This window comes from Pigmentiphaga litoralis, from assembly GCF_013408655.1.
Taxonomy (GTDB): domain Bacteria; phylum Pseudomonadota; class Gammaproteobacteria; order Burkholderiales; family Burkholderiaceae_B; genus Pigmentiphaga; species Pigmentiphaga litoralis_A.
This window is the reverse complement of sequence record NZ_JACCBP010000001.1, coordinates 3,627,629-3,646,919: the sequence shown is the minus strand read 5'-3', so window position 1 is coordinate 3,646,919 and position 19,291 is coordinate 3,627,629. Positions and strand designations below refer to the sequence as shown.

At 63.9% G+C, this 19,291-nt stretch carries 17 protein-coding genes; 8 read left to right on the top strand and 9 right to left on the bottom strand.

Features of this window, described 5'->3' with window-relative positions:
- Positions 1-98: 98 nt before the first annotated feature.
- Both HD883_RS16535 and HD883_RS16530 read left to right on the top strand, forming a co-directional pair.
- Complete coding sequence (locus tag HD883_RS16535) at positions 99-941, top strand: response regulator transcription factor (RefSeq protein WP_179583511.1); 843 nt, start codon at positions 99-101, stop codon at positions 939-941.
- A complete protein-coding gene (locus HD883_RS16530) occupies positions 938-2,431 on the top strand; it encodes a sensor histidine kinase (RefSeq protein ID WP_179583513.1) in 1,494 nt (497 codons plus the stop codon). Before HD883_RS16535 ends, HD883_RS16530 begins: the two co-directional genes overlap by 4 nt.
- Here HD883_RS16530 and HD883_RS16525 read toward each other — a convergent pair.
- A complete protein-coding gene (locus tag HD883_RS16525; RefSeq protein WP_373563385.1) occupies positions 2,377-2,994 on the bottom strand; it encodes a UdgX family uracil-DNA binding protein in 618 nt (205 codons plus the stop codon). The two genes, HD883_RS16530 and HD883_RS16525, sit on opposite strands and share 55 nt — an antisense overlap.
- 311 nt (positions 2,995-3,305) lie before the next feature.
- Here HD883_RS16525 and HD883_RS16520 point away from each other — a divergent pair, with 311 nt between their 5' ends.
- The 3 genes from HD883_RS16520 to HD883_RS16510 all read left to right on the top strand — a co-directional run bounded on the left by HD883_RS16520 (position 3,306) and on the right by HD883_RS16510 (position 7,401).
- Complete coding sequence (locus HD883_RS16520) at positions 3,306-3,713, top strand: Hsp20/alpha crystallin family protein (RefSeq protein WP_179583517.1); 408 nt, start codon at positions 3,306-3,308, stop codon at positions 3,711-3,713.
- On the top strand, positions 3,710-6,136 hold the full coding sequence (lon, locus tag HD883_RS16515; RefSeq protein WP_179583519.1) for an endopeptidase La: 2,427 nt from the start codon (positions 3,710-3,712) through the stop codon (positions 6,134-6,136). The genes HD883_RS16520 and lon overlap by 4 nt, the downstream gene beginning before the upstream one ends.
- Positions 6,137-6,279: 143 nt before the next feature.
- Complete coding sequence (locus HD883_RS16510; RefSeq protein WP_179583521.1) at positions 6,280-7,401, top strand: catalase family protein; 1,122 nt, start codon at positions 6,280-6,282, stop codon at positions 7,399-7,401.
- Between the two features lie 9 nt (positions 7,402-7,410).
- Here the strand turns inward: HD883_RS16510 and HD883_RS16505 are convergent, their stop codons facing one another.
- From HD883_RS16505 to glmS, 4 genes are all read right to left on the bottom strand, one after another.
- The gene (locus HD883_RS16505; RefSeq protein WP_179583523.1) at positions 7,411-8,136 is read right to left on the bottom strand and encodes a GNAT family N-acetyltransferase; all 726 of its coding nucleotides are present in this window, start codon (positions 8,134-8,136) and stop codon (positions 7,411-7,413) included.
- 471 nt (positions 8,137-8,607) lie between these two features.
- A complete protein-coding gene (locus tag HD883_RS16500) occupies positions 8,608-9,930 on the bottom strand; it encodes a type II toxin-antitoxin system HipA family toxin (RefSeq protein WP_179583525.1) in 1,323 nt (440 codons plus the stop codon).
- Positions 9,927-10,223 (bottom strand): helix-turn-helix domain-containing protein, encoded by a 297-nt coding sequence (locus tag HD883_RS16495; RefSeq protein WP_179583527.1) that lies wholly within the window; start codon positions 10,221-10,223, stop codon positions 9,927-9,929. Before HD883_RS16495 ends, HD883_RS16500 begins: the two co-directional genes overlap by 4 nt.
- A 298-nt stretch (positions 10,224-10,521) precedes the next feature.
- Positions 10,522-12,354, bottom strand: coding sequence for a glutamine--fructose-6-phosphate transaminase (isomerizing) (gene glmS / locus HD883_RS16490; RefSeq protein WP_179583529.1), 1,833 nt, complete (start codon positions 12,352-12,354; stop codon positions 10,522-10,524).
- A 143-nt stretch (positions 12,355-12,497) separates the two neighbouring features.
- Here glmS and HD883_RS16485 point away from each other — a divergent pair, with 143 nt between their 5' ends.
- A complete protein-coding gene (locus HD883_RS16485) occupies positions 12,498-12,998 on the top strand; it encodes an Lrp/AsnC family transcriptional regulator (RefSeq protein WP_373563384.1) in 501 nt (166 codons plus the stop codon).
- Positions 12,999-13,046: 48 nt separating this feature from the next.
- Here HD883_RS16485 and glmU read toward each other — a convergent pair whose 3' ends face one another.
- Positions 13,047-14,432 carry a bifunctional UDP-N-acetylglucosamine diphosphorylase/glucosamine-1-phosphate N-acetyltransferase GlmU gene (gene glmU / locus HD883_RS16480; RefSeq protein WP_179583533.1) on the bottom strand — a complete coding sequence of 462 codons (1,386 nt, stop codon included), beginning with the start codon at positions 14,430-14,432 and terminating at the stop codon, positions 13,047-13,049.
- Between the two features lie 60 nt (positions 14,433-14,492).
- Between glmU and HD883_RS16475 the strand changes: the two genes are divergently transcribed.
- Positions 14,493-15,347, top strand: coding sequence for a DUF6279 family lipoprotein (locus tag HD883_RS16475; protein ID WP_179583535.1), 855 nt, complete (start codon positions 14,493-14,495; stop codon positions 15,345-15,347).
- Positions 15,348-15,413: 66 nt separating this feature from the next.
- Positions 15,414-16,271: a DUF3014 domain-containing protein gene (locus HD883_RS16470; RefSeq protein WP_179583537.1), complete on the top strand. Its 858-nt coding sequence runs from the start codon at positions 15,414-15,416 to the stop codon at positions 16,269-16,271.
- Positions 16,272-16,289: 18 nt separating this feature from the next.
- Here HD883_RS16470 and HD883_RS16465 read toward each other — a convergent pair whose 3' ends face one another.
- From HD883_RS16465 to HD883_RS16455, 3 genes are all read right to left on the bottom strand, one after another.
- Entirely contained in the window at positions 16,290-16,817 is a 528-nt protein-coding gene (locus tag HD883_RS16465; RefSeq protein ID WP_179583539.1) for a chalcone isomerase family protein, read from the bottom strand.
- Entirely contained in the window at positions 16,814-17,476 is a 663-nt protein-coding gene (locus HD883_RS16460; protein ID WP_179583541.1) for a glutathione peroxidase, read from the bottom strand. The genes HD883_RS16465 and HD883_RS16460 overlap by 4 nt, the downstream gene beginning before the upstream one ends.
- 103 nt (positions 17,477-17,579) lie before the next feature.
- Positions 17,580-19,259, bottom strand: a complete 1,680-nt coding sequence (locus HD883_RS16455) for a DUF4394 domain-containing protein (protein ID WP_257022253.1) — start codon at positions 19,257-19,259, stop codon at positions 17,580-17,582.
- Positions 19,260-19,291: the final 32 nt, after the last annotated feature.

The following is a 19,291-nucleotide window of genomic DNA, read 5'->3' as shown; positions in this document are numbered from 1 at the left end:
ATCTAAATGAGAATGGTTGCTAACCTGATTTACTATACGGTTTCACGCGCGTTGTCTGTCCGGCAGGTTCCCAACTTTGGCTATCTTTTGACTTCTTGATGTCCACTCCCGCTTTCCATCCCCCTCCCGTCGCACTCCGGCCACAGGCCGCCCTGGTGTCCGGTCACCCGCACACTGCCGACGGCGGGCCGTCCCCCGCCACGCCGTTGTCGATATTGCTGGTGGAAGACGACGTCGAGCTGGCGCAGATGCTGGTCGAATTCATGAGCGACGAAACGCAGGCGGTCACGCTGGCGCACGATGGCGTGGCGGCGCTGGGCCTGCTGCTGGAGCAGCCTTTCGACCTGGTGGTGCTGGACGTGATGCTGCCGCGGGCCGACGGCTTCGAGTTGCTGCAGACCCTGAGGCGGCGGTCGCAGGTGCCGGTGATCATGATGACGGCGCGCACTGCCGCGGCCGATCGCATCTCGGGCCTGGAACTGGGCGCCGATGACTACCTGTGCAAGCCGGTGGATCCCCTGGAATTGATGGCGCGGATCCGGGCCGTGTTGCGGCGCACGCAGGCGCCGTCACGCGACATGCCTGCCGAGCCCGACGCGTCGGCGCATGGCCCCTTGCGGGTCGTGCCCTCATTGCAGCGCGCGACGCTGGCCGGGGTGGACCTGGGCCTGACGGCGGCCGAACTGCGCGTGCTGGACATGCTGGTGCGGCAGGCCGGCACGCCGGTCAGCCGCGAATACCTGACCGAGCTGGCGCTGGGCCGCAGCCTGGAAGCCTATGACCGCAGCCTGGATACGCACGTCAGCAATCTGCGCCGCAAATTGCGCCGTGCCGCCGACCTGGCCAATGCGCCGGATGCCTCGGTGCCCGAGATCCGCGGGCTGCGCAGTTTCGGGTATGTGCTGACCTCGGGGGCATCGATGCCCGGGCCGCTGGCGTGAACTCGCTGTTCCTGCGCATCGTCGTCTGCTTCTGGCTGGCGATGGGGTTGATCGTGACGGGCGTGATCGTCGTGATGTCCCGCGCCGAAGCCAGCCGCAGCGAAGCCCTGGCCGCGATCGACCCATCGGCATTGGCCACCGAAGCGCGCGCGATTGCGCTGGCTGACGGCCTGCCCGGCCTGCGCACCTGGATCCGCGAAACCGAAAACGAGCACCCGATGCTGGCGGTCTACATCGTTGATAAACGCAACGAAGACCTGCTGTCGCGGGACTTGTCCGAATTGGCCGACGATCGCATCAAGGCCTATCGCGCCCGCACCGTGCGACGCTATGTCGATGACCCCGGCTACGTCGAAGGCATGGAGCCCGAGTCGACCCTGCGCGCCGCGCATCGGCAGGCGTGGTGGAACATCCGCCGGCTCTACCTGAATGACAGCACCCGCTACGAACTCATCTTCGATCCCATGTTCACGCCCGGCTTCGGCGACTTCGGTCATCCGAATCTGCCGTGGCTGTTGCTGATCTTTGCGCTGACCGTGAGCGGGCTGGTCTGCTATGGGCTGGCGCGGTATCTGGTGCTGCCGCTGCGCGATCTGCAGGTGGGTGTGCGGCGCCTGGCCACCGGCGATCTGACGCCGCTGTCGATGGGCACGGCGTCGACCCGGCGTGATGACGTGGGCGTGCTGGCGCGTGATGTGGAAACCATGGCCGAGCGCATCCGCGATCTGATCACCATGAAAGAAACGTTGCTGCGGGATGTCTCGCACGAACTGCGGTCGCCGCTTGCCCGACTGCAAGTGGCCCTGGGCCTGGCGCGCCGGGGCGGCGAGCGTTTACCTGTGCAGCTGGACCGGATCGAACGGGAATGTGCATTCCTGGAAGAGATGACGCGCCGCATTCTGGAGTCGGCCAGCCTGGAAGCACGCAGCGGCACGCTGCACGCGCTGGTGCTGGATCCGATCGTGGATCGCGTGGTGGACGATGCGCGCTTCGAAGCCAGCACGCGTCAGGTCGGCGTGCGGGTGGTGCGCGCGTCCCGGCCGCTGTGCCTGCACGGCGATGCTGTCGCCCTGCATAGTGCGATTGAAAACGTGCTGCGCAACGCGCTGCGATTTTCGCCGTCGGGATCGGAAGTGGTGGTGACCTTGAAGGAAGAACCGGGGCCGGTCCACGCCTGGGTCTGCGTCGACATTGCCGACCGTGGCCCCGGTGTGCCGCAAGCGGATCTGGACCGCATTTTTGCGCCCTTCTTTCGCGTGGCGGCGGCCCGGGATCGCAACTCGGGCGGCGTCGGCCTGGGCCTGGCCATTGTGGCCGAAGCCGTGCGGCGGCATGGCGGGAAGGTGTCGGCCCGCAACCGTGACGATGGCGCTGGCCTGACGGTCAGCCTGTGCCTGCCCGCCACGGGGCAGGACGCCGGCACGTCGCCCCACGCTCATTTGCCCGCCGCCCGATACGCCACCTTCAACGCTTCCACGATCGCGCCGTAGGCACGCTGTCGCGTGTCTTCATCGGGCGCGCGCAGCACGAACGACGGGTGATAGGTCGGCACCACCTGCCGGCCGTCGTGCTCGATCACGGTGCCAATCACGCTCTGCAAGGTGGCCGTGCGCTGCGACAGCACCGACTTCAATGCCGTGGCACCCAGGGCCACGATCACCCGCGGCCCGACATCGTCCAGTTCCTGCTCGAGCCAGTAATGACAGGCGGCAATTTCTTTTTGCGCAGGGGTCTTGTGCATGCGCCGCTTTCCGCGCGGTTCCCACTTGAAATGTTTGACCGCGTTCGTCACATAGACATCATGACGCGGCACGCCGGCTTCTTTCAGCGCCGCGTCCAGCATCGCGCCGGCGGGGCCCACGAAGGGTTCGCCCGCCAGGTCTTCCTTGTCGCCGGGTTGCTCGCCCACCATCATCAGCGGCGCGTGCTTCGGCCCGGCGCCGGCCACGCCTTGCGTTGCGTCGTGCCACAGGCCGCAGCGGCGGCAGTCGGCCAGCCGCGACGGTTGCTGATCAGGCAGGATCTCGATCGGTGTTCCGTCATTCGCGGTCACGGCCTTTCCGCTTGATGCGGGCGCGTGATTTGCGACACCTTTTGCGTTCGAAGCGCGAGGGGCCGCAGGGTGGCCCAAGTTAGTGGTGGCGGTCGTGCGAGGCATGGCGGTTTCTCCGGCAAGGTCTGCTCGTCAGTGTGCTGATGGAACGCATGCTGACTGTCAGCACACTGCCGTTCAGCATGCTGTATGCCTGGCGCCCGTTCCGCCAGCAGGCCGCCGTGTGGTGCTTTTGCCTCATCCGTCGGCTGCCACTTGAAAGCCCTCCGCGCATCGCCATGTAGTGCCTATACGCAAGAGGTACGAACGCCATGAGATCACGAGACCTGGGTTCCTGGATGTGGGGCGATGCCCTGTCGCTGCTTGAGCAGGCCGACCGCCTGCACCGGCAGTTCTTCCAGAACGGGCCGGCCGAAGGCCGCTGTTGGGAACCCCCAGTCGATGTCGTGGAAACCGCCAACGAAGTGCTGATCCATATCGCCCTCCCGGGCGTGCCGGCATCGGGCATCGTCGTCGGTTTCGATCCCGACGGGATCACCGTGTCGGGCGTGCGCCGTTTTCCGGCGCCCCGTTCGGCACGTATCCACCGCATCGAAATTCCCTACGGCCGTTTCGAGCGACGCATCGCATTGCCTCTCCACGCACTGAACCCTTCTCCCCCTGAATGGGCCGACGGGTGCCTGCTGCTGACGCTGACCAAGGTAAAGGTAAATCCATGATCCATGTTTCTCCGATGCAGGACCTGCGGACGGGTGAAGATGGCCCCCATACCGGGGCTGCAGCCGCCGCACCCACGCCAGCCCAGGGCGCCTACAAGCGTCTGCCCACGGACGCGATCGCCATCGTGCCGCTGCGCGCGTCCGTGCTGTTTCCGGGCGTGCTGTCGCCGGTGACAGTGCATCGCGCCACCGCGGTCGCCGCGGCGCAGGAAGCCGTCAAGAACGAGCATCAGGTGGGCTTCCTGTTGCAGCGCGATCCCATGACGACCGACGTGTCGCCGTCCGATCTGTACTGGGTCGGCACGGCCGGCCCGATCGTGCGCTACATCACGGGCCAGGACGATACCCATCACCTCGTGGTGCAGGGACAGTCGCGTTTCCGGGTGCTCGAATTCCTGGAAGGCTGGCCCTTCCTGGTGGCGCGCGTCGCCATGATCGAGCAGCCCAAGGGCGAGGGCAAGGACATCGATGCCCGCTTCCTGCAGTTGAAGGAACGCTCGATCGAAGCCATCGGCCTTCTGCCGCACATTCCCGATGAACTCGCGGGGGTGGTGCGCAGCATCGACTCGCCCGCCGCGCTGGCCGACATGGTCGCGAACCTGGTCGACGTCAAGAGCGAAGAGAAGCAGGACATCCTGGAAACCTTCGATCTCGAACGTCGCCTGGACAAGGTGATCGCCGCGCTGTCGGCACGTGTCGAAGTGCTGAAGCTGTCGAAGGAAATCGGCGACAAGACGCGCGCGCAGTTCGACGAGCGTCAGCGTGAACACATGCTGCGCGAACAGCTCAAGCAGATCCAGATGGCGTTGGGCGAAGGCAATGAATCGGCGCAGGAAGTCGAGGCGTTGCGCGCCGCGATCGATACCGCCGGCATGCCCGAAGACATCCACAAGCACGCCGAAAAGGAACTGAAGCGGCTGCAACGCATGGCCGATGGCAGCGGCGAAGCTTCGTCGGTGCGCACCTACCTGGAGTGGCTGACCGAGCTGCCCTGGAAGGTCGAACCGCAGGAACCCATCGACATCGGCCAGGCCCGTCAGGTGCTGGATGACGACCACTTCGGCTTGCCCAAGATCAAGCGCCGCATCCTGGAATATCTGGCTGTCCGCAAGCTCAATCCGGAAGGCAAGAGCCCGGTGCTGTGCTTCTCGGGTCCGCCGGGGGTCGGCAAGACCTCGCTCGGGCAATCGATCGCCCGCGCGACTGGTCGCGCCTTCCAGCGGGTGGCCATGGGCGGCCTGCATGATGAAGCGGAAATCCGTGGCCATCGCCGCACCTATGTGGGCGCGTTGCCGGGCAACATCATCCAGGCGATGCGTCGTGCCGGCACGAGCAACGTCGTGCTGATGCTGGACGAGATCGACAAGCTGGGGGCGGGTGGCTTCCATGGCGATCCGGCCAGTGCGCTGCTCGAAGTGCTCGATCCGGAACAGAACCACAAATTCCGCGACAACTATCTGGGCGTCGACTTCGACTTGTCGCGCGTCATGTTCATCTGCACCGCGAACGTGCTCGACACGATTCCCGGCCCGCTGCGCGACCGGATGGAAATCATCCAGCTGCCTGGCTATACCGAGGAAGAAAAGATCCAGATCGCCAAACGCTATCTGGTCGAGCGCCAGCTGAAGGCGAATGGCCTGACGACGGAACAGGTGACCGTGACCGACGATGCCATTGCGTCGCTGGTGGGCGACTACACCCGGGAAGCCGGCGTGCGGGGCCTGGAACGGGAGATCGGTGCGGTACTGCGCCGGACTGCCATGCAGGTGGCCGAAGGCGAAGGGGCGGCTGTGACGATCACGGCGGATGACCTGCCAGGCATCCTGGGCGGCAAGCGCTTCGAAAACGAAGTGGCCTTGCGGACCAGCGTGCCGGGCGTGGCGACCGGTCTGGCATGGACGCCGGTGGGTGGCGACATCCTGTTCATCGAAGCCAGCAAGGTGCCGGGCACCGGGCGGTTGATCCTGACCGGTCAGCTGGGCGACGTGATGAAGGAGTCGGTGCAGGCGGCGCTGACGCTGGTCAAGGCGGCGCGCGGGGATTCGATGGATAAAATCGACATCCACGTGCACGTGCCGGCGGGCGCCACACCCAAGGATGGTCCCAGCGCAGGGGTTGCGATGTATCTTGCGCTGGCGTCCCTGATGAGCGACAAGCCGATCCGTTCGGACGTCGCGATGACGGGCGAGATCAGCCTGCGCGGGCAGGTGCTGCCGATTGGCGGCCTGAAGGAAAAGACGTTGGCCGCGCTGCGTGCCGGCATCAAGACCGTCATGCTGCCCCGGCGCAACGCGAAGGACCTGGAAGACGTGCCGGGGGAAGCCCGCGAGAAGCTCGAGTTCGTGCTGCTCGACACGGTGGAAGACGCGGTGCGGTGCGCCATCGGGGAAGACGTGCGGACCCCGGAAGCCGCGGCGCATTAAACGATAGCAACCGGTATTCAGCGGTTGGCATGAAGCAGAAAGGCGATCGGCAACGGTCGCCTTTTTTGCGTCCGCGCTCGTTGACGTGGCCGGGCACGGCGATTGCGCTTTGGCATGAACTCAACCATACAGAGAGCCCCGCCATGACCGCCAGCTTCCCGCAATCCCCCACCGCCGCCGACCCGATCCGCTACCGCGCCGACCTGGAACAACCCGAGCCGGACGAAGCGGAAACGATCCAGGGGCTGACGGACGCCCTGCACAAGGTCAGCGCCACGGTCTACGAAGACAGCGGCCATGCCGAGCGCAGCGTCCACGCCAAAAGCCATGCGCTACTGCGCGGCGTGCTCCAGGTGGATGCGGGGCTGCCCGCGACGCTGGCCCAGGGCATCTTCAAGACGCCGGGATCGTTCGAGGTGGTCATGCGTTTTTCGACCAACCCGGGTGACATCCTGAACGACAAGGTGTCCACACCGCGCGGGCTGGCGGTCAAGGTGCTGGGGGTGGAGGGCGATCGTCTGCCTGGGTCCGAAGAGGACACGTCACAAGACTTCGTAATGCAGAACGCCAAGGCCTTCACGGTGCCCACGCCCAAGGCCTTCCTGAAAAACCTGAAGATGCTGGCCGGCACCACCGACAAGGCGCCAGGCATGAAGCAGGCGCTGTCCGCCGTCTTGCGTGGTCTGGAAAAAGGGATCGAAGCCGTGGGCGGCGAAAGCGGCACGATCAAAAGCCTAGGTGGCCATCCGCTGACGAACCTGCTTGGCGAGACGTATACGACGGTGGTGCCGCTGCGCTATGGCGATTACGTCGCGAAGATTGCCGTGGTCCCGGTCTCGCCGGGACTGGTCGCGCTCAAGGATGCGCCGGTCGACCTGGACGACAAGCCCGATGGCTTGCGGGAAGCCATGCAGACCTTCTTTGCCACGCAGTCAGCCGAATGGGAAATCCAGGTCCAACTCTGCACGAACCTGGAGACCATGCCGATCGAAGACGCGTCGAAGGAATGGCCGGAAGACGAAAGTCCGTTTGTTCGCGTGGCCACCCTACGGGTCGACCCGCAACCTGCATGGACCGACGCGCGGCATGCCCGGGTCGACGACGGCATGGCCTTTGGTCCATGGAAAGGCGTGGTCGAACATCAACCGCTGGGCGGCGTGATGCGCGCCCGCAAGTCGACCTATAAACATTCCATGGATTTCCGGAGCCAAGCAAACGGCTGTCCGATGCACCGTCTTGAAAAGACGGCGGACCTTCCGGACTAAGACGTCAGTTCAGGGGTAGGGATCGCGGGCACGGCGGCGGCGCATGCCGGCCGCTTGCGGCGCCATGCTGTCGCTGCGGTGACGGCGCTGGTTCGACGAATGCGAATGGCCGCTGGTGACGACGGCGCGTGCGGTGCAAGGCACGGCCACGCGGCGGGCGCGGCGCATGCCCGACGGGGCAGGCAGGCTGGCCCACGGCGACATGGTGTGGCTGCTGTTCATGACCATGCGGTCATCCGCCGGGGCACCCAGGCGCTTGTACATGATGTGGGCATCGACGAAGCCCAGCGACGCATGGCGGAAAGCATCGGGCAGGGTGCCGATGATCTCGAAGCCCAGGCGCTGCCAGAGCTGCACGGCGGCCAGGTTGGTCGCCACGACCATGTTGAACTGCATGGCGCGGAACCCCAGGCGCATGCTCATTTGCTGCGAGTGCTCGCACATCAGGCTGGCCACGCCCTGACCCTTGGCGCGGTCGGAAACGATGTAGGCGCAGCTGGCGACATGAGAACCGAGCCCGGGCTGATTGGCCGTCAGGTAGTAGGTACCCAGGACGTCGCCACGGTCGTTCTTGGCTACGTACGTTGCCACCGGCTGGTCGACCCAAAGCTTGCGGGCTTCGGCTTCACTGATTTCGGGCGAATACGCAAACGTTTCGCCGGCGCGAATCACGGGTGCGATGATGGCCCACACGGCGGACCAGTCGTCGACGTCGAATTTTTGGATGGCAATCATTTTTCTCAGTTATCCGTCAGCGGAACAGGTGGCGTGTTCGCCGAAGTGATATGACGTTCACGGAATGTAGATTAGCGCCTGTTATGACGACTGTCCCTCCACCTCCCCGGTTGGCTCAACCGGATCGTCGTTGATTTGCGGTAATCGCAACGTCGCTTGCTAGGAGAATGTCTCGAATGCTCTCCGTCCAACTATATCTGCGGTGCGATGATGCCCTGCGTGATGTCAGAATCGTTCTTACAACCTAAGCACTAGTCCAGTGGGCGTAAAAACTCATCCGTCCAGCTGATGCCAGACTGCGAAAATCACGAAAGCTGGCCGCTACTTGTCATAAATGTGTCAGGGCTTACATGTAGGACGAGATGACGGGTAGGTCGTCAACGGGTTCAACCGGGCTCAAAAAGCCGGTTCAACCCCTACGCCGGTTCACTGGAGACGAACCGATCGAGATTGCGCGGGTTGGCCTGCTGTCTACCGCTTCCCTAAAAGCGCCGATCCACCGATCCGCTCGGGCTTATTTGGTTTGAAGGGGAGAGGGGCGGATAGGTCAGCGGCGGCAATGGATTCGTCCAGCCGGGGAAGACTCCACGTCTTTTGCAACCGCAGACTGTTCATGCCTTCGTTCCAGGCATACAGCATTCGCTTTCCCGTTTCATGGAAAGACGGGTATTGCCGTAGTGAGTCAATGACTTGCGGAGTTACCTGCACAATGGCTTCGCAGATTCGTTCAACGCGCTGGAGCGTCTCGGCCGGGGCCAGATTGCATCGCGTCTGAAGAAAACGCTCCAGTGCTTTACCGGGTCTCCAGGTGGATCTTCCCTCGATTGCCATGCCCGGAGGGTTCTTTGCATAGTCGTCGTAGACCGTGATGGTCAGCATGTCGTAGACGGGCGCGAGTTCAATTTGCTCACGGGAGCTATAGAGCAAAGCAATGTTCTTGGTGTGGCAATCCGCGTTGCGAAGGGCATAGGTGAGCAACAGCAGATCTGCCAGATTCGACAGCGCTGCGTTCTGCTGGTCAGGAAGAGTGACGACGTCCTTGATACGGCTCACAACGCGTTCCCACGTGGATTCGTACTTCTGTTCGGGACGTAAGGTGAGCAAGCTGCAGAGGTCTTCCATGCCTTTACGTGTCGTTCCGTCCGACTCGAAGTCAAATCGATGCACCACCAAGGCTTTTCCGTCGTCGGAGACTTCCGTGACAGCAGTCGGAAAACCAGCTTGGCGCGACACCTCCATGCACAGATGCTCATTGAGGGCCACACCCGGCAAGCGTGAGGTGGTTCCCTTGATGATGTACCGGTCCGTGGCTAACGTTCCCTTGCCATGCTCTCCTAACGTTTTAGGGGAAAGAAATTTGGGCACGACACCGGACACGCCTGACATCGCATGTTGGCGCACCAGGTCAACGAAAGCCTCCTCCGAGTTGTCTCCTCGCAAGATGCCGTTCAACTCGAACGCTATGGGGGGCTGCGTAGGATCGGCATTCGGCGCCGCGACCTTGACGCGTCCGATAGCATTGCGGCCAACTACGGACAGCAACTGCAACGGAGACGCCCCGATATGGGGGCCCAGCTGCTCTTGAAGAATCGAGAGTAAAAAGCCTTCGGGCAAGTTCATCCGGAATAGCGGATGAAGTTCTGGATAAGCGTAGGACTCCGTGCGCACAGGCATCAGCAAGGACGCGAAGTTCTCGGTTGGGACGTCCGGGTGATAAGTCATCACGTGACGGAAACCGTCTATTGACTCCAGAGTCGCCACTGGCTTGTCATGAACATAGACATGCAGCTTCATCGATGTCCGCTCCACCGTGGGTCCGTTTCCCCCTCCGTTTCGAGTCGCTGCCGTTCCGCTAAAGCATCGTCAAGCGTGAAGCTGGCTTTTTTAGGCTTGAACGCCAGCTCATATCCCAGGATCTCCAATAGGCGAAGCAATTTGCGAGAACCAAATTCGGCAACGCCGCCGATTTCAAAGCGGGCAATGGTTGACTGAGCCAAGCCACTGAGGTCACCGAGCTGTTTTTGCGTTAAGCCGCGATCACGTCGCAGTTGGGCGACGGCATGTCCTAGTGCCTGAAGGTTGTCCATATGCTGTATTTGTCATCAATATTCAGCGTCTAATGGCTCTGTCGAAGAGACGAAAGCCAACAGAAGCAGCCTAACTATAGCAAATACGCTATAGGAAATGGAGTTTAAAAATGCTGTATTTTTCATAGCAGTCCAATTCCATTTTTTTACTGCTGCGGTGAAATGGTCCATGTTCACAGCGTTTCTAATAGCAAATACAGCATTTTTCGGTCGCTTGCTGTAGAGACATTTAGCTTCCAGTTCGATTGTGAACACTGGGATTAATCAAACCAAAAAAGGCAGCTTGCGCTGCCTTTTTTCACTCCACCGTCACGCTCTTCGCCAGATTCCGCGGCTTGTCCACGTCCGTCCCCCGTGCACACGCCGTGTGATACGCCAGCAACTGCATCGGCACCACGTGCAGGATCGGCGACAGCGAACCGTAGTGCTCGGGCATGCGGATCACGTGCACGCCGACTTCGTTCCGGATATTGCTGCCGGCATCGGCGAACACATACAGCTGGCCGCCACGCGCCCGTACTTCCTGCATGTTGGACTTCAGCTTCTGCAGCAACTGGTCTTGCGGCGCCACGGTGATCACGGGCATCTGGTCGGTCACCAGCGCCAGCGGGCCGTGCTTCAGTTCACCGGCCGGGTAGGCCTCGGCATGGATGTAGCTGATCTCTTTCAGCTTGAGCGCGCCTTCCAGTGCGATCGGGTAGTGCATGCCGCGGCCCAGGAACAGCGCGTGTTCCTTGCGGACGAATTCTTCGGCCCAGGAAATGATCTGCGGTTCGAGCGCCAGCACCGATTGCACGGCCACGGGCAGGTGGCGCAGCGCCTTGATGGCGTCGGCTTCCTGTTCGGCGTTGAGACGGCCCTTGAGCTTGGCCAGGGTCAGCGTGAGCAGGTACAGGCCGATCAGCTGGGTGGAAAACGCCTTGGTCGACGCCACGCCGATCTCGACGCCGGCGCGGGTCAGGAAGGCCAGGCTGCATTCGCGGACCATGGCGCTGGTCGCCACGTTGCAGATGGTCAGCGTCTTGTCCATGCCGAGTGAACGGGCATGTTTGAGCGCGGCCAGGGTGTCAGCCGTTTCGCCCGACTGCGAAATCGTGACGACCAGCGAACGGGGATTCGGCACGCTGGTGCGGTAGCGGTATTCGCTGGCGATTTCGACGTTGCAGGTAATCGACGCAATGGATTCGATCCAGTACTTGGCGGTCAGGCCGGCGTAGTAGCTGGTACCGCAGGCCAGGATCAGCACCGAGTCGATGTCTTCCAGAATGGCGGCGGCGCCTTCCCCAAACAGTTCCGGCGTGATGGCTTCCACGCCTTGCAGCGTGTCGCCGATCGCGCGGGGCTGCTCGAAGATTTCCTTCTGCATGTAGTGGCGATAGGGGCCGAGTTCAGCGGCGGCGGTGTATGCCATCACGACACGCACGGGGCGCTCGACCGGGTTGCCGTCGATGTCGACGATCCAGGTGCGCGACAACTGCAGGTCGACGACGTCGCCGTCTTCCAGGTAGACGATGCGGTCGGTGGTGCCGGTCAGCGCCATGGCGTCGGATGCCAGGAAGTTTTCGCCATCCCCCAGGCCCACGATCAATGGCGAGCCGTGACGCGCGCCCACCACCCGGTGCGGTTCGTCGCGGCAGAACGCGGCGATCGCGTAGGCGCCCTGCAGGCGTTTGACGGTTTGCTGCACGGCCAGGAGCAGGTCGCCGTCGTACACGTGGTTGATCAGGTGGGCGATGACTTCGGTGTCGGTCTGGCTTTCGAACACGTAGCCGGCCGCTTCGAGTTCGGTGCGCAGTTCATCGTGGTTTTCGATGATGCCGTTGTGCACGATGCCGATCCGGTTGTGGCCGGTGCGGTCTTTCGAAAAGTGGGGGTGGGCGTTGTGCGTGGCAGGTTCGCCATGCGTCGCCCAGCGGGTGTGGGCAATGCCCGTGTAGCCGCCCAGGTGTTCTTTTTCGATCAGGGCTTCAAGCTCGGCCACGCGCGACGTGCTGCGTGTGCGCTTGAGTTCGCCGTCGGCATAGACCGCGACGCCGCAGGAGTCATATCCCCGGTACTCGAGCCGCTTCAGGCCTTCAACGAGGATGGGGGTGATATCGCGCTGGGCGACCGCGCCGACGATGCCGCACATAGGAGGTCTCGCTTGATGAGAAGTAATCGTTGCCGCTATTCTCTGCCTTTCCGCGTGAAATATGCTTTCTGAAGACGGCTGAAAATGGTTGTAGATTTCATGGCCTATATCGGTAGACCAAATATTTCATTATCTTCAGCCTAATGAAAGAAATGGGAGGTTTTTTGGACACCAAGGCGACCCCGACTCCGCTGGACGACGTAGACCGCGCCATCCTCATGCTGCTTCAGGATGATGCGGGAATCACGAATCATGAGCTCGCCCGGCGGGTTGCCGTGTCGCCGCCCACCTGCCTGCGGCGGGTACGGCGGCTGATCGAGCAGGGCATCATCGAAAAGCAGGTGGTGATCGTGTCGCCCGAGAAGGTCGGGGCGGGACTCACGGGCATCGTGGAAGTCACCCTGGACGTGCAAGCCGCCGAAGCCCTGATCACGTTCGAACGTTGCATGGCGAAAGAAGCCACCGTCACGCAGTGCTATCGCGTGTCGCAGGGGCCGGACTTCGTGCTGATGGTGCAGGTGCCCGATATGGAGGCGTATCACGCGCTGGTGCATCGCGCGTTCACCGCACAGAACAACGTCCGCAATGTGCGGACGTTTTTCTCGATTCATCGAAGCAAGTTCGATACGCGGGTGGTGGTCTAAAGCGGCCAGCTCACACCAGCGCGGCCGCCTCGGACCGGCGCGGTCGGCTCAGACCGGCTTTTTCACCGGCCGCTTCCACCCCGGCACGCTGACCTGCTTGGCCCGCGACACGGTCAGCGTGTCGGCTGGCGCGTCGCGCGTCAGTGTCGTACCCGCTGCGATCGTCGCGCCGCGGCCGACCCGGATCGGGGCGATCAACTGGCTGTCGGACCCGATGAAAGCGTCGTCTTCAATGATCGTGCGGTGCTTGTTCACGCCGTCGTAATTGCACGTGATGGTGCCGGCGCCGATGTTGACGCGCGCGCCCACGGTGGCGTCGCCGATGTAGCTCAGGTGATTGGCCTTCGCGCCGGTGTCGAGCGTGGCGTTCTTGATCTCGACGAAGTTGCCGACATGCGTGTCGTTGCCCAGGCGGGCGCCGGGGCGCAGGCGCGCATACGGACCGACGCGCGACACGTCGCCGACTTCGGCATCGTGCAGGTGGCTGAAGGCTTCGATGCGGGTGCCCGCGCCGACCTTGACGTTGCGCAGCACACAGTACGGGCCGATGGTGACGCCGTTGCCGAGTTCGACCACGCCTTCAAAGATACAGCCCACGTCGATCGCCACGTCGCTGCCGCACGTCAGCTGGCCGCGCAGGTCGAAGCGCGCGGGGTCGGCCAGCGTCACGCCGGCTTCGAGCAGCCGCGTGGCCTGCGCCTGTTGATAGACCCGTTCCAGTTCGGCCTGCTGCACGCGGCTGTTGACGCCCAGCGTTTCCCAATCGTGCGCGGGCTGCGCGGTGGCGACCGGCATGCCTTCGGCCACGGCCATCGCCACGATGTCGGTCAGGTAGTACTCGCCTTGAGCGTTGTCATTCCTGAGCGCGCTCAACCAGCGCTTGAGCGCGGCAGTGGGCGCGGCCAGGATGCCGGTGTTGACCTCGCGGATCGCCAGCTGGCCCGGCGACGCATCCTTGTGTTCGACGATGGCAGTCACCGCGCCGGCTGTATCGCGAACAATGCGGCCGTAACCGGTTGCATCCGGCATCGTCACAGTCAGAATGCCCAGACCCCCGCCTTGCCCCGCGCACGCGTCCAGCAAGGACCGCAGCGTCGACGAGGCCACTAACGGAACGTCACCATAGAGCACCAGTGTCACATCGTCGCCACTGCCGCTTTCCAGTAGAGTGGGGACAGCCTGTTGCACGGCGTGGCCGGTGCCGAGCTGGGGCGATTGCATCGCGAACGCCAGGTCGTCGTCGCCAGCGTAGCGGGCTTCGACCGTGGCTGCGCCGTGTCCGACCACCAGCGTGATCCGGGCCGGATCAAGGGCGCGGGCACTGGCGAGCACATGGCTCAACATCGGCTGGCCGGCCAGCGTGTGCAGCACCTTGGGCAGGTCCGACTTCATGCGTTTGCCCAGGCCGGCTGCAAGAATGACGATGTTCAGCATGAAGCGCTTATCCAAGTGGGAGTGACGAGCGTCGCAGTTTAAGGCATTGGAGAAGGGAAAATGATACGTTGGGTACTCGTCGCTTTGACTGTGTTGACTTTGAGTGCCTGCACCACCATGCGGCTCGGCTACAACTCGGCCAACACGCTCATCGCCTATCGCATGAACGATTGGTTCGACACGTCGGGCGAACTCGAGGCCCCCGCGCGGGAACGTCTCGACTCGGTCATCGCCTGGCATCGCCGTGAAGAACTGCCCGAGTATTCGCGCCTGCTGCTCGGTGCGCGCGAACGCTTTGCCGACCCGGCTCCCTTTACGCCCGAGCAGGTGCTGGCCATGCAGAAGCAGGTCACGCAGCGCCTGGTCCGCACCGGCGACAAGGCGGCGGATGCCTTTGCCGACCTGTTCCCCCGCTTCGGCCTGGCCCAGCGCAAACGGGTGATCGCCCGGATGGACGAGAGCAATGCCGAGTTCACCGAAAAGAACATCGATATTTCGCCCGCCAAGTTGCGCAAGCGCCGCATTGACGACATGGAAGACCGGTTTGCCTTCTGGTTCGGCAAGCTGGACGCGTCGCAACGCGAGCGGATCGAGAAGTGGGCCGACGAGGCCGAGCCATCCGGCACCGAGCGCCTGGCCGTGCGGCGCATGCGTCAGACCGCATTCCTGAACATCATGGATACCGGCAAGACGGCCTCCGTGCCCGAGACCAACCGCAAGTTGAAGGCGTTTTTTGCCGACCTGGAGACGCCTGCCGATGCCGGTGTGCGCGAGCGCCAGCGCAAGCAATTGCAGCATTGGGCGGCCCTGACGTCCGATCTCATCAATAGCGCATCGCCTGCGCAACGTGCGCGGATCCAGGAAAAGATCAAGACCATGTCGGACGACTTCCTGACCTTGTCGCGGCAGAAATAGGCCGAATGCGGCAGGTCGCCCCCCGGTTCGCGATGCTAGGATAGGCACTTACTGACTGGAGTCCCTATGAGCAAGCTTCCCGGAATCGTGATTGCGCTGCTGCTGGCGGTGGTTGCGGCCGGCGCCTATCTCTGGTGGCGCCAGCCCGCCGAGCTGCCCGCCATCGAGCAGGCGGCAGACGCCCCGCCGCTGGCCGACGCGCCGATCGAAGTGCCGCCGCCCAGCCCCGAAACGCGGTATCCGATCGAATCGGTGCCGTCCACTGCCGATACGGCGATCACCGATCCGGGCAACGACTTTGGCGTGGCCATGAGCCAGCTCATTGGTCGTGATGCGGTCGCCAAATTCCTGCAATTGGCCGATTTCCCCCGCCGCGTGGTGGCGACCGTCGACAATCTGGCGCGCGCACATGCCGCGCCGGTGCTCTGGCCGGTCAACCCGACAGCAGGACGTTTTACGGTGGAAGGGGTCGCTGACAATCAGTCCATCGTGTCGGCCAGCAACGCGCCGCGCTACCAGCCGCTGGTGTCCGTCATCCAGAACGTGCCGACCGACAAGGCCGTTGCGCTGTATGTGCGCATGTACCCGCAATTCCAGAGCGCCTATGAAGAGCTGGGCTACCCGCGCGGGTATTTCAATGATCGCCTGATCGCGGTGATCGACAGCCTGCTGTCGACGCCCGAGCCTGACGAGCCGCCCAAGCTGCAGCTGACCGAGGTGAAGGGGGAAGTGAAGTCGCAGCGGCCGTGGGTGCGTTATCAATATGTGGACGCCAACCTCGAGGCCCTGCCGTCGGGCCAGAAGATGCTGGTGCGCATGTCGCCTGCCCAGCGCAAGACCGTCAAGGCCAAGCTGGCCGACTTTCGGCGTCGTCTGACGGGCGAAGCGCCCAATCTGTCGCTGTCGTCGGAATCGAACCGCTAGGCCTTTGCAGGCGCGGCCTCAATTCGACGGATTGCGTTCCAGCAAGGCCGCGCGCACATGCGGCGCGCGCGTTTGCGCACTCAACCAGACCGAAAACAAGGACTTTGCCAGGACTGCGTCATGGCTGCTGGCTTGCGGCTCGCCATTGAGCACCAGGCACAGGCCCGCGCCAGGCCGGTAGACGCCGATCACGACGTCGCCGGGTTCGATGTCGGGCAGGGCCGCCGACAGCCACCGCAGCCATTCGGCGCGTTGGGAATCAGTGCCCCGGCCGATCGCGCCAATCTCTTCCACCAGGCGCCGCGCCAGGTGCGGGCCGGAAAATTCGCGGGCAAAGCGCAGCGCCAGTGCAAACGGCTGGGCCAGCGTGGCCGTATCGATCCCCTGGCTGCCCGTCCACAACCACGCATCGTAGATGTAGTAGCCCCAGTGCGTGTGGCGGCATGCGCCCGACAGCCGGGGCGTGTCGAAGCACGCCTGTACGTTGGCTGGCAGGGGAAGCGTGGCAGGGGCGACCGCGTGGGCCCGGCCCCAGACGGCGATCACGTTGTCGGCCGCGCCAGCAGGCGTTCGATCTCGCGCGTCAGGCGGGGATCTTCGGGTTCGACGTTGCTGGGGAACGCAGCCACTGGCTGGCCATTCCGGTCCACCAGGTACTTGTGGAAATTCCACGCGGGCGCCTGCCCCGTGGTCTTGATCAGGGTGCGGAACAAGGGGTTGGCCCCGTTGCCCGTCACAGGGGTGGGCGTGAAGATCGGAAACTTCACGCCGTAGGTATTGAAGCAGAGCGTTTCGATCTTGCTCTTGTCGGCCGCTTCCTGGCCAAAGTCATTGGACGGGAAGGCCAGGACGACCAGCCCGCGATTGCGGTACTTGCCGTACAGCTTTTCCAGCCCTTCGTACTGGCGCGTGTAGCCGCAATAGCTGGCGGTGTTCACGACCAGCAGCACCTTGCCGGCGTACTGGCACAGGTTCTGTACCGATTCGTCCTGCAATTTGTGCATGTCGACATTGAGCGAGCTTGGGCAGGAACCTGCCGTATCGGCAACTTCCAGCGTCCGTGCATCGCTTCGTGCACCCGGTCCTGCTGCCATGGCCTGGAACGCAACCAGGGACGCCGCGACCAATGCGGTCATCATCCACGCCATGTGAAGGCGGCGGGGATCACGACGCAGGGCAAGGGTCTTGCGGGCAGGGTGGGTCATGTCATGTCTCCAGCTTTTGCGAATGGCCCGCGCAATGCCGGAGCATCGGGCGGGCCATCCTCTATCTTGCTTCAGAACGCGACAGCGTCCAAGCGCAACACCATCAGAATGCGACGGCGATGTCCGTCAGCAACGGTCCGGTCGCGCCGCCAACCAGGCCAGTGCTGGTATCGGTCGGGGCGAGCGCGGTCAGGGCGCCGGTGGCGAGGTTGACCGTGAACAGCTTCGACGGGCCGGTGGCGGTGGTCGACGACGAGGCGACTGCCAGGCCGTTGGCGCCGCCGCCGATGTCGAATCCGACGCGGGTGCCGATCGTCGTGCCCAACGGGCCCACGTCGACCAGCGTGCCGTCGTTTGGCGGGTTCTGCAGCGACAGCACGTTCGACGTGCGTTCCATGTCATACAGCGCCGTGGCGGTCGTGCCCGCGAAGCTGTTGGTGTAGGCCGCAGCCGCCACCACAGGGGCCGCGCCGGCGCGGTTGATGTTGCCGTCGGTGGTCGTTGCACCGGTGGCCACGTTGATGCGCAGGCTGGCGCCGGTGCTGGTGATCACGCGCAGGCGATCGGCGACCGGGTTGAAGTCGACCGAGAAGGTCGTGCCGGCGGCCGGGAAGGCCGTGTACGGTGCGGTCGTGTCGGCCGGATCGGCAGCCAGGGTGGCGACCACCGTTGCCACGCCCGTGGTCGGGACGACGGTGAACAGGCGGCCGGTGCTGCTCAGGCCATAGACCTTGCCATCGGCAGGACGCTGGTCGATGCCGACCACGGTTTCACCGGTGGCCAGGCCCGTGACTGCCACGTTGCTGGCGAGGGTACCCGGCGTGGCGGGCTTGAAGGTCACCAGGCGGCTGTCGGACGTCAGGCCGACCATGGTCGGACCGGCCTTCTGACGCAGGGCCAGGCCGCCCACGGCCGTGGTGCCGGCGCCGATGGCGTTGACGCGCGTCGCGGCAGGCGCGCCCGCGGCCGGCGTCAGGTTGATCGCATACAGGCTGGTCACGCCGCCGACTGTCAGTGCGGCAAAGCCCTGGTTGGTCGTGGCGTCGATGTCGAAGCCGTTGGCGGCAGTGGCGTCAAAGCCCAGCGGCACCGGGGTCGACAGGGTGCCGTCGTTCGGCGGGTTCTGCACGTACAGGACGTCGTTGGCGGTATCGATGTCATACAGCGTCGTGGCGGCGGTGCCGGCGAACGAGTTCGTGTAGGCCGCGCTGGTCACGGCTGCGCCAGCTGCGCCACCGTTCACGATGCCGTCGACGGTCGTCGCGCCGGTATCCACGTTGATACGCAGGTTCTGGCCCGTGTTGCTGACGACGCGCAGGCGGTCGGCGGCGGGGTTGAAGTCGACGCCAAAGGTGGTGCCGTTCAGGACGACAGCAGCGCCGCCGGCGGTGGCAGGAGCCAGGGCCGATTTACGCGTGGCGACGCCGGTGGCGGGGTCGATCGTGTAGATCACGCCGGTGGTCGAGATGCCGTACAGCAGGTTGTCGGCCGGGCGGAAGTCCATGCCGACCAGGGTTTCGCCAGAAGCGGCAAGACCGGTCAACGCCACGGAGGACAGGAACGTCTGGGGAGCGGCGCGGTTGAAGCTGGCGAGCTGGCCGGCTGCCGTCAGGACCACGACGTCGCCAGGGGCGGTCGGGGCAGGCGTGTTGTTGTTGTTATCGTCGTCGCTGCCGCCGCAGGCGACCAGCGCCAGGCACAGCATGCCGGCGCCAGCCAGCTTGAATGGGGTTGTCGATGCCAGGCTCGCCTTGCGGCCTGTTTGCTTGAGATTCTTCGCCATCTTCCCGCTCCTTTGTCTTTGTCATCAGTGAC